The organism is Bacteroidia bacterium (genome assembly GCA_040880525.1).
Lineage (GTDB): Bacteria > Bacteroidota > Bacteroidia > CAILMK01 > JBBDIG01 > JBBDIG01.
Genome location: JBBDIG010000060.1, coordinates 47199 through 57712, shown reverse-complemented (window position 1 = coordinate 57712; position 10514 = coordinate 47199). Strand labels below are relative to the sequence as shown.

Here is a 10514-nt window from a genome sequence, read left to right as displayed (position 1 = left end):
CTCGGAATTGTAACTGCCTGATTTGCAATGATGAGGTTTGACGTTAGTCAAAATTGTAAATACCACGTTGGTGGAGTTTACTTTAACATCTTCTACAGGTAACTTAATGAATGTTTCCTGGAATTTTGGGGATGGAGCTACTTCCACACAAGAGTCGCCTGCACATGATTATAAATCTGAGGACACCACTTACATTGTTTCCTTGGTAGCTGAAAACATTTTCGGGTGTGCTGATACTGTTCACAAGGAAATTGATATACCGAAAATAACTGGCATGAAGGAGGTACCTCAGAAAAATGAACTTAAGTTCTATCCTAATCCTGCACAAAAGCGTTTAACGCTCTCATTGCCACAATCCAATGTTATCGTAGAAAACATTAGGATTATTGGAATTACCGGGGTTGTAATAATACCGGCTGTTGAAATTGATAATGGGGAAATTTCATTAGATATCAGCCATTTGAGCGAAGGCATATATTTCGTGGAATTAGTTACGCAGGAAAAAACATCTTTCCGCTCCAGGTTTATTAAGTATTAGAAAATTTCATGTTGAAAATGCAGATTTAAAACAGGATCGAACATTAGCTAAGGGACCTTTCACTTAAAAAATTATTCAGCTTATGGTAAAACACTGCTTCGTGCTGGTGATAAGAAGGGAGTATTTTGATGGAAGGGTGTATGAGCTTTTGCGGTATCATATTAATCATTAACTTTTTTAAATAATCAATCAACATGAAAACACTCATTATTACAGTGCTGGCAACAGCATTATTGGCAGCGCATGCCTTTCCCCGCCTCCCGGCCCACCTTCTGATACACTTCAGTGGGACCTGGATCATTTCCCAAGACTGAGTACCCAGATCGATTCTGATGAAATCACCTCCATTCAGTCGGGAAATCCTATGTATAATTTGCCGGTCTTCATTTGGCTCCATCTCTCCTCTCATATTCCAAACGTACCACTTATGAACTTTTGAACTAAATTATTAGTTTGTTAACTATTTTTTTAGTTACATTCGTGGTATGAAAGAACTCACCACGGCCGAAGAACAAATAATGCAAGTGCTCTGGAAGATGGAAAAGGCATTTGTGAGGGAAATGCTGGATGGGCTGCCGGAACCCAAACCGGCCTACAACACGGTTTCTACCATAGTGAGAATATTGGAAAGGAAAGGCTTTGTAGGCCATGAGGCATTTGGAAAATCCCATCGCTATTTCCCCCTCGTGTCAGCGCCTCAATACAAGAAGTTCTCTCTCAGCAATTTACTCGAAAACTATTTTGATGGATCCCTCAAGGAATTGGTCAACTTCTTCGTGAAACAAGAAAATGTGGACTTAAAGGAAATGGACGAAATAATACGTCTATTGGAAGATCAGGCTAAAGAAAAAGAATAATGCTCCAACTGATTATCGAAATAAATCTTCTGCTTATCGCCTTCGGTGCCTGCTATTTTGTTTTTATAAAAGATGGTGCATCGTTCATGGCCAGCAGGTTATCATTGCTTCTCATTCCAATCATGGCCATATTGGTGCCCCTGCTCCCAATTTCCAGTCTTTTTCAGGCTATTCCGCAAACTACAATATTTTCTTTTTCAATGGCCGAAATCCTGGTAAAACCCAGTGGGCCGGAAGCTGCCTATCACTGGCACAATCTGGTGATATGGGCGTATGTGGCAGGTTGTGTAATTTTTCTGCTATTGTTCGCCCTGCGGCTATACAGGATTTTTCGCATTGTCCATTACAGCAAACAGGAAAGGCGCCAACATTATATCCTGGTCCATACGCCCGGGCTGACTTATGCCGCCAGTTTCTTTAATTATCTTCTCAAAGGGGATTGCCGTTCATTGAACCCGTCAGAGCAAAAGAATATAATGGCACATGAAAAAGCGCATATCCGATATAACCATAGTTGGGATGTGGTATTCATGGAAATAACCCGTGCCATATTTTGGATAAATCCGATTGCTTATGTATTGAAAAACGAATTGCAACTGGTACACGAATATCAGGCTGATGCAGCCGTAAATACCAACCCGGAAGCAACAACCAGTTATAAGCGCCTGCTGCTAAAATCTGCACTTGGGTCTTTACATCCGACAATATTAAATTCAATCTTTCATTCAAACATTAAAAAACGAATTATCATGTTAAACAAAACCAAAATTATGACCCGATCCATTTTGCGTGGTTGGCTTGCGTTACCAGCACTGGCATTGGTTGTTTTCGCCTTCAGTTGCTCTAAAAATGAAAACCTGGGACAGGATCAATCGGAAGTGCAGGGCTCCCTTCTGGAAACCGAAAAGATTGACAGACTGCCTGAATTCCCGGGCGGAAAGGATGCCATGTACCAGTATGTTGGCAATAGCGTAAAGTATCCTGCTGATGCAAAGGCAGCCGGAACCACCGGCACAGTTGTAGTAAAATTCATTGTGGATGTGGACGGAAAAATCAAAAAAGCCCGGATCGCGAACACTGTGGATGATGAACTCGCGGAAGAAGCATTAAGGGTAATAAACGCAATGCCAGAATGGAAACCTGCCCTGGCCAACGGGGAGCACGTTGCCGCAGAGATGGTATTACCTATCAAATTTGCATTGTAAAATACAAGAACATTCCCTTCAGGGCTTTCAAATCTTTTTTCCATACCGGATCGACAGGGTTTTTTATTTATGGAACCGCCAACCCATTATTAAATACCCGGCATTCAATTAGTTTCCTCAAATTATGGCCCTTTATTTCCTGCCTCTTGAATTTTAGTATTTTCTGCTTCTCTCCTATTAGTTTTCTGAGAATTTATTAATTATCACTATTTTATTAAAACAGTTTGGCAATACCTCATTTCCTATTATCCATGAACGAAAATAGATTTGTGATAAATAACGCTGCAAAATAATAGTGACCTTAAAAAAGGCCAGTTTCTTTATATTTAAATAAGCTAATCATGAAAAGTGTCATATTCACCATTTTCATGCTGATTGGATTAATTGCACATCTGAAGGCCCAGCCCTATGTGGATGTAATCAAATTGCGCTATCGCTACCTGCCAGAGGTGAACTACCGGAACACTCCCCACCTGCACCTCGGAACAGAACAGATGACGGGTAAATTCCTCCTCCCACTGGAGTTTGAGAATAAGGACGTGCTGATGATTGGCGGGAGCTTTGACCGCACCAACCTTCGTCAGCATGAGGATAGCTTTGCTGGTGCATGCCTTTATAGCACTGCAATGCAGATTGGGTATATAAAGCATTGGAACGACAAGTTTAAGGTAATGGTGCTCGCCATTCCCCGCTTAAACTCTGATATGGAAGAAATTACAGGCAGGCACTTTCAGTTGGGCGGTGTAGGGTTAGTAACTTACAAGCGGCATGACAACCTGAAATACAAGTTTGGCATGTACTACAACCGTGAATTCTTTGGCAACTTCATTATTCCGTTGGTAGGAATTGACTGGAACGTGAATGACCGACTGAACATATTTGGCGTCCTGCCGGGAAGCATGAACGTGGAATATGAGCTGAACAAACGGTTTTATACAGGGATATCCTACCGATCCATGACCGCCTCTTTTCGGCTGAGCGATGCCCCGGCCAGCTACTACGTAAGGGAAGGCAACACGTTTTGGGGCCATAACCAACTGTGGGCATTTCTCGATTATTACCCGCTAAAGAATGTGGTGATGAGCACCGGCATAGGCCACACCGCATGGCGGCAATACGACCTGTACAACAAGGACAAAGAAGCAATAGACACCAATCCCGTATTCCAGCCGTTTCATGATGGGTTTTTTGCGCAGGTAGAACTGGCGTACCGCGTAAGGCTGGATGAAAAATAGATTATTAATAATTCAATTTAAAAAATAAGTAAAGGAAATCCCGGTTATTCCATCGGACTTCCAAATTTACCTTCCCGGTAGTCCTTATACGCCTGTATTATTTCCTCTTGTGTATTCATAACAAATGGCCCTTTTGCAACCACCGGCTCGTTAGTAGGCGTGGCGGTCCCAAAAAGCACAACCGCTTTCTTTATTCCCTGCAAAAATATATGATCGCCTTCCCTATCAAATTCAATCAGTGTTCTCTTCTCCACGTCCTGTTCATTAACCCGGACCGCTCCACTCACCACATAAAAGAACACTTCCCGCGAATTGTCAACCGGAAGCCTGATGCTGCCCTCGCTTTCTATTTCGATGGTGGTCATTAAAACATCCGTCAGCGATTGGAAGGGTGCTTCCTCCTCTCCCCATTGGCCTCCAATCAGATTGACCTTTACTTTACCGTCATCAAAAGTCAATTCAGGAATTTGGTCTTTCTCCAGCCCAATGTATTTAGGCTCGGCATTTTTCAGCTTGGCGGGCAGGTTGATCCATAATTGCAGGATTTCCACATTTCCGCCATTCTTCATGAATTCGTTTGATGATACCTCTGAGTGGATAATGCCCTTCCCGGCCGTCATCCATTGAATGCCACCAGCCTTTATGATGCTGGAATGGCCGCTGTTGTCCTTGTGGGCAATGTCCCCATCCAGGATAAATGTCACTGTTTCAAATCCTTTGTGGGGATGTGCCCCAAAAGGCAGCCCTTTATTATTTGCCGAAAAAACCTGGGGGCCATGGTGGTTCAGGAATAGGAACGGGTCCAGCTTGTCCATGGCTACCTTTTGAGTCGGAATTACGTTGTACGTCACCAAACCTTGGATATCTTCCCTCACTGAAGCATGCATTTCCTTAATTAACCGCGGATTGCTCTTAATTTGAAAGGCCGCTAATATCAATAGGGCCGTACCAATAATGGCAAGGCCGCAAGCAGTTATTGCCCTTTTCATTCTTCAAATTCTTTACTTTGTTAAATACATTACTAAACAGAATGGCTTCTGGTGAAGCATTGTTTTATCCGCTTGAAGAGGTGGTTTACGCTCGGGCGGCCGTGGGGGTTATTTCGATAAAACGCTGTCCAGCGAATAATGCTTGTTAAAATTTTCCTGAGATATTTTAAAGTACGCAGCCAACTTCCTGATATTCTCCTTAGACAGACCTTTTCGGTAATTCAGAATTGCTGATACCATTCCTTTTGAAACTCCTAAAATTGCCATAAGGTTCATGGCCTTGAGGCCATTCTCTTCCATCAGGTATTTTAAAGTCTCTACAGGATCCTTTTCCGTAAAGGTGCTATGCTCCTTATCCCATTTCTCAATCAGAAAGGTGAGGAGTTCGATTTCATCCTGTTTAGAATCCATTCCTGTGGATGCCAAGGTTTCAAGCTGTTGACAGTACTCATTGTACTGTTGGCGGGTCTTGATAATCGCGTATTTCAGTTTGTTCTTCATCTTAATATTTGTTTATGTCAAACTGCATGTTTGTATTACACAGCCTGGTGTATTCAGCATGTGTTCCCATCCAGCAAACAAATAGGTGTACCATTTTTTTTCCAAATGCATATTTGCAGATCATCCGGTAATTATTTCCTCCAATGTTGAAGACCACTCTGTTGCTCCCACTGCCTAAAATATCAGCCGATCCAAAGGTGAAAAGGATATCGGCAGGTTCTTCCCAATCTGCTATTAAGATTATAGAAAGCCACCTTTCAAATGCTGAATGGCCAGCAGCATGCTCCTCTACATAATCTTCAATGGTTTGTTTCTTTATCAGATGAACTTTCATTCTTTCAGGTTCAAATTTAACGCCTAAAGTTTACAAATGGTAAACTTGCTGTGAGAAAATGAGTTTCAAGGCTTCCGCTCGAGGCGCAGCTCCACTCCGGCTGCAAGCTAAATTTTTTCCTACGACTTCTTCAACCTCATTTTATTTGCACCTCTGCGGCTTTGCGTGAAATAATATGTCTCGCCAAGACGCTAAGACGCCAAGTATTCATTCTCTTTGCGACTCTGCGGCTTTGCGTGAAATAATTTGTCTCGCTACCCCCGCCAGCGACCGCGTCTGCACCTTCATATCATACAACGGAATCTTCTCCATCGTGTGCGTTTCCAAACTTACGAAATCGTATTCCTCGATTATCTTGCCTGTCAACAAATAGCAGCCGCGGCCCCGAAAGGGGTACCGGGCGGCTGTGTTGGGAAAGTGGACGGAATCTATGAAATGGCCTTCCTCATCAATAAAAGTCCCGAACTGCATGTGCTGCGGGTTTTTGCTGCGGGTGTGCAGGTTCTTTACATGGACGAGGTAGCCGGTCATGCGCACTTGTTGGCCGATATAGTGTGGCATCTCCTGCGCCATGATGGTGCCGCGTGGAATGGTATCTAGCAGGCTGAAGGGTGAACTCAGCGGGAAGCCCAGGATTTCAATCTCATCGAAGGCATCTTCGTTTTCCCCGTATTCCAGTTTAGGAAGGGTGAGTTTTTTGGGGCGGGTAATGAACAGGTCCAGCGTTGGCCTCGACTTTTTCGCATGTCCCAGCAGGAAATGTGCTTCCCAAAGCAGTTCCTTTTTGCCGATGCCAAACGAGCGGAAGCCGTTGATGCGGATAAGAATGATGAGCTGCTCCAGCGAAATTTCCACACGACCTACGAAATCGCCCAGGCTGACAAATTCCCCAAGCCTTTCGCGCTCAGTGAGCAGTACCTTAATCGCCCGCGCCTCCAGGTCTTTCATCAGGTTTAGGCCCAGGTAAATGTGTCGCCCTTTTATGCAGGTTTCCAAATCGCTGTTGTTTACACAGGGTGCCTCGATAATGCCACCCTGCATGTGGGCTTCGTGGACGTACACTTCGGTGGTATAAAAGCCACCTCCGTTGTTGATGGTCGCCACAAGGTACTCCAGCGGGAAGTGGGCCTTCAGATACAGGCTCTGGTAGCTTTCCACCGCATAGCTGGCCGAGTGGCCTTTGGCAAAGGCATAGTTGCCAAAACTCTCGATCTGCCGCCACACTTCCCCGGTCACGCTTTCTTCATAGCCCCTTTCATGGCAGTTGCTGAAGAATTTGTCCTTGATTTTCCAGAAAGCGTTGCGCTCGCGAAACTTCCAGCTCATGCCCCTGCGCAGCACGTCAGCCTCGGCCAGGGTGAGGCCGGCAAAGTAGTGCGCCACTTTCAGAACGTCCTCCTGATACACCATTACGCCAAAGGTTTCGTGCATCAATTCGCCCAGTTTGGGATGGATGTATTTGCGGGTTTCCGGGTGGCGGAAGCGCTTGATGTACTCCTGCATCATTCCCGATTGTGCCACGCCCGGACGGATAATGGAGCTTGCTGCCACCAGCCCCAGATAAGTATCCGCGTGTAGCTTAGTGAGCAGGCTGCGCATGGCGGGCGATTCCACATAGAAGCAGGCCATCGTCTCCCCATTGCGCAGCATCGCCTTCACCCGCTCGTCATGTTTAAAAGGCTCAATGTTATGAATGTCAATTTCCGGCTCAGCGGGGTTGTTGAGGCGGATCACCTCCAGTGCATCCTTGATTTTGCCCAGGCCGCGCTGCCCCAAGATGTCGAACTTATGCAGCCCTACATCCTCTGAAATGTACATGTCAAAATGTGTGGTGGGAAAGCCTTTGGGCGGCATAAAGGTGGCCCCGTGGCAAAAGATAGATTTTTCGGGAATAAGAATACCGCTGGAATGGATGGTTTTGTGGTGTGGAAAGTTCTGGATATAGCGGCTGTATTTTAACACCAGCAGTGCCATATCATCGAGCTTTTGCAGGTGCAGGCTAGGTTGGCTCAGCTTGTTAATTTCTCGTGGCGGCAGCCCCAGGACTTTGCCCAGTTCGCGCATTACCGCCCGCTGTTTAAAGGTAGTGTGGGAGCCTACCAGAACTGCATTCGGATAGGTTTCGAAAATATACCGTGTCACGTCTTCCCGGTCGCGCCATGAGAAGTCAATGTCGAAGTCGGGCGGCTGCTTCCGGCTGGGGTTGATGAAGCGCTCGAAGTAGAGGTCCAGCTCGATGGGATCTACATCGGTAATGCGCAGGAGATAGGCGATCATGCTGTTGGCGCCACTGCCACGTCCCACGTAGAAATAGTTGTTCCTGCGGGCATAATTCACAATGTCCCAGTTAATGAGGAAATAGCTGAGGAAATCCCGCTGCTCAATTACTTCCAGTTCCTTCTCCACCCGCTCCTGCACGTCCTTGCGGGAGTTGGGAAAGCGGTACGCCATCCCCTTCTCACACAGGCTGCGGATGAGTTCACGGTCATTGGCAATGGAATCAGTAAAAACCCGCTTGTTGTTAACGTTAGAATACTCGCCAAAAGTGAAATGAATGGAACAGTCTTCCAGCAGGCGCTCAGTGTTGGCGATAATCTCCGGGAAGTCGGAGAAGGCGGTGCGCAATGCATCCCTGCACCACATCACATCTTCCGGTAGCCCTTCTTCTGATTTGGGCAGCTTGCTAAGTAGCGTGTTCAAGTCAATGGCGCGCAGCAGGCGGTGTGCATTGAAATCGCGCTTGTGGCGGAATGTGCCGGGCTGCATCACCACGAGCTTTGAAATCTCCAAGGTTTTGGAAACCTTGGAGATTTGGTAGCGTAGCCGGTTCAACTGCGATGGCCGGATACCGATGAATTCGTTTTCGCGGAGTTTGCGTTGAGGTGCTTTCAGGAAGGGATAGATGAGGTAGCAGTGGTGGAAACTTTCCAAAAGTTCCAAACTTTTGGAAAGTTCTGTGTCTCGCTGCGCGGCAGACACCCCTGTAGTCCCCTCAAGGGGACAGTTTAGCTCCTGCGGAGCGAATGAATCCCCCCTTGAGGGGGGCAGGGGGGTGTTGGCGATAGGTTCTAAACCCTCCAAGGGTTCGGAACCCTTGGAGGGTTGGGGGAAATAAAGCGACAAATACTCATTCATCTCCCGGAACCCTTCGTTGTTTCGTGCCAGCGCCACGAATTGCTGCGCCACGCCAATGCGGAAATCAATGCCCACCACGGGGCGTATTCCCTGCTCCTCCGCCAGCCGGATGAAGTCCAGCACCGCAGCCGTAGTGTTGATGTCGGTCAGCAGGACAGTTTCCCAGCCTTTGGATTTTGCCTCCTGTAGCAGCTCTTCAGGCGACATGGCTCCATAGCCGTGGGAAAAGTATGTGTGGTTGTTGAGCAAGAGTCGTTATCTTATTTAAAGACATTTGTCTTTTATAACGACAAATATAGGCAGATGTTGGGGAACAGGAGTTTGTCAGAAATGAGGTTTTGAGATTATTGGACTAATAAGATATTAAAATGCGAAGCTGAAAATCATATTTCCATTTTAATAATAATTCATTCCTTAAATCATCTGAACCATGATTTATTTTATTCTTTGGTTAACATGATTGTTATAGTAGAAAATTCAGGATGGTATTCCTTTTTATTTAATTTATTTAATCCTTACTTCCTTCAATAATTCAATCCTTACTTAAAAAGGCCAACTAAAACCAATTCCCATAGAAAGCATCCGCTCAGGAACGGGTATATCACCAAAGAGTATTTCCGCAAACGCTTTATCAATATATAATATTTCCGCTGCCCCCAACTGTCCGTGCAGTGCAAAATCACCCTTACTCCCGAAAGTAATACGCCCGCCAAATTCCAACCCCATTGTACTTATCAGGCCAAATCCGCCATCTTTATAACTCACATTGAAAAATGGGCTGTTCTTTCCAGGACCGGTGTGTATTTTAACACCCGCAGTATATCCCCTTATCCCGCCACCACCATGCAATCCAAAATAATTAAGGATACGAACTTCAGCATTAAATCCTATAAGGGTATATCCGCCAATCTGGTAACCAACGGCAAAAATATTCCGGTTTTCCTTTATGGGCGCTTCTTCCGCTTCCGGTTTCCTTTGTTCCGGGACCTTCAACGAAAATGAAGCTGGTATGTCTTCCTTATAATCACTCATCCTTTCAAAAATCCGTTTTTCCGTTACAACTTTCTTGAAATCCATAATTGCCATTTCCAGGGCCCGCACCACACTTTCATCATGTTGCCCGGTGACATCGGTCCCTCTGGTTGCGACACGCTGATAGGAAGAATAAACGCTGTCGTTCTGATAATAAAAATCCACCTCAATATTCACGGAACCGTATTCCTGGGTGAAAGAAGCTTTTTCTGAAACCGAAAATTTCCGGAAAACTACCGTCACGGGTTTTTTGTCCAGCATTTGGGGCAATACGGTTGCAAAATACCGGTTGAGTATAGTTGAAAAATCGCTTTCCAGTTGTGCTTTTCGCTTGACATTCAAAAGCCCCATCCTTACAGTGCCGATAGAAGTCTTGTCTTCACGGGCATCCACCACAGTATCAATATAAAATTGACTGTCGTAAAAATCCATCCGGTCCGGTATGAGCCTGATATAGTGTACTTTCTGCGCCATAGCGTCCGGGGCAAAAAGCATGAGCGTCAAAAAGCAGAAGATTGCCTTGCCATTCAGTTTCATGAGTCTCAGGTTAAGGGTTACATAAAATTGAAAAGCAAGCTACTGATTCTTTTAAATTAACAAATCAAAATCATAAAATTTTTTTGGTGGAAAAGCCACCGCTACAGATATTTAATGGAATGGGCTTATTTCAATTAGCGGATTTTAGAAT

The 10514-nt window shown here is 45.3% G+C and carries 9 protein-coding genes; 4 read left to right on the top strand and 5 right to left on the bottom strand.

Features of this window, described 5'->3' with window-relative positions; translation table 11 throughout:
* Positions 1 to 37 precede the first annotated feature (37 nt).
* The 4 genes from WD077_16345 (at position 38) to WD077_16330 (ending at position 3835) form a co-directional block, all read left to right on the top strand.
* The gene (locus tag WD077_16345; GenBank protein ID MEX0968802.1) at positions 38 to 538 is read left to right on the top strand and encodes a T9SS type A sorting domain-containing protein; all 501 of its coding nucleotides are present in this window, start codon (positions 38 to 40) and stop codon (positions 536 to 538) included.
* A 485-nt stretch (positions 539 to 1023) separates the two neighbouring features.
* The gene (locus WD077_16340; GenBank protein MEX0968801.1) at positions 1024 to 1395 is read left to right on the top strand and encodes a BlaI/MecI/CopY family transcriptional regulator; all 372 of its coding nucleotides are present in this window, start codon (positions 1024 to 1026) and stop codon (positions 1393 to 1395) included.
* Complete coding sequence (locus WD077_16335; GenBank protein ID MEX0968800.1) at positions 1395 to 2600, top strand: M56 family metallopeptidase; 1206 nt, start codon at positions 1395 to 1397, stop codon at positions 2598 to 2600. Before WD077_16340 ends, WD077_16335 begins: the two co-directional genes overlap by 1 nt.
* 341 nt (positions 2601 to 2941) lie before the next feature.
* Complete coding sequence (locus WD077_16330) at positions 2942 to 3835, top strand: DUF6268 family outer membrane beta-barrel protein (protein ID MEX0968799.1); 894 nt, start codon at positions 2942 to 2944, stop codon at positions 3833 to 3835.
* A gap of 44 nt (positions 3836 to 3879) precedes the next feature.
* On the opposite strand, the gene WD077_16325 is transcribed toward WD077_16330, so the two are convergent.
* The 5 genes from WD077_16325 to WD077_16305 form a co-directional block, all read right to left on the bottom strand.
* The gene (locus WD077_16325) at positions 3880 to 4722 is read right to left on the bottom strand and encodes a pirin family protein (protein MEX0968798.1); all 843 of its coding nucleotides are present in this window, start codon (positions 4720 to 4722) and stop codon (positions 3880 to 3882) included.
* 210 nt (positions 4723 to 4932) lie between these two features.
* Positions 4933 to 5325 carry a transcriptional regulator gene (locus tag WD077_16320; GenBank protein ID MEX0968797.1) on the bottom strand — a complete coding sequence of 131 codons (393 nt, stop codon included), beginning with the start codon at positions 5323 to 5325 and terminating at the stop codon, positions 4933 to 4935.
* 1 nt (position 5326) lies between these two features.
* The gene (locus WD077_16315) at positions 5327 to 5659 is read right to left on the bottom strand and encodes a type II toxin-antitoxin system HigB family toxin (protein MEX0968796.1); all 333 of its coding nucleotides are present in this window, start codon (positions 5657 to 5659) and stop codon (positions 5327 to 5329) included.
* Between the two features lie 207 nt (positions 5660 to 5866).
* The gene (gene dnaE, locus WD077_16310) at positions 5867 to 9043 is read right to left on the bottom strand and encodes a DNA polymerase III subunit alpha (GenBank protein MEX0968795.1); all 3177 of its coding nucleotides are present in this window, start codon (positions 9041 to 9043) and stop codon (positions 5867 to 5869) included.
* Between the two features lie 294 nt (positions 9044 to 9337).
* Entirely contained in the window at positions 9338 to 10363 is a 1026-nt protein-coding gene (locus WD077_16305) for a hypothetical protein (GenBank protein ID MEX0968794.1), read from the bottom strand.
* Positions 10364 to 10514 lie beyond the last annotated feature (151 nt).

Excerpts from the sequence above, each read along its gene's own strand:
- WD077_16340 (MEX0968801.1), top strand. The coding sequence starts at position 1,024 with ATGAAAGAACTCACCACGGCCGAAGAACAAATAATGCAAGTGCTCTGG.
- WD077_16305 (MEX0968794.1), bottom strand. The coding sequence starts at position 10,363 with ATGAAACTGAATGGCAAGGCAATCTTCTGCTTTTTGACGCTCATGCTT.
- WD077_16335 (MEX0968800.1), top strand. The coding sequence starts at position 1,395 with ATGCTCCAACTGATTATCGAAATAAATCTTCTGCTTATCGCCTTCGGT.
- WD077_16325 (MEX0968798.1), bottom strand. The coding sequence starts at position 4,722 with ATGCATGCTTCAGTGAGGGAAGATATCCAAGGTTTGGTGACGTACAAC.
- WD077_16330 (MEX0968799.1), top strand. The coding sequence starts at position 2,942 with ATGAAAAGTGTCATATTCACCATTTTCATGCTGATTGGATTAATTGCA.
- WD077_16320 (MEX0968797.1), bottom strand. The coding sequence starts at position 5,325 with ATGAAGAACAAACTGAAATACGCGATTATCAAGACCCGCCAACAGTAC.
- WD077_16315 (MEX0968796.1), bottom strand. The coding sequence starts at position 5,659 with ATGAAAGTTCATCTGATAAAGAAACAAACCATTGAAGATTATGTAGAG.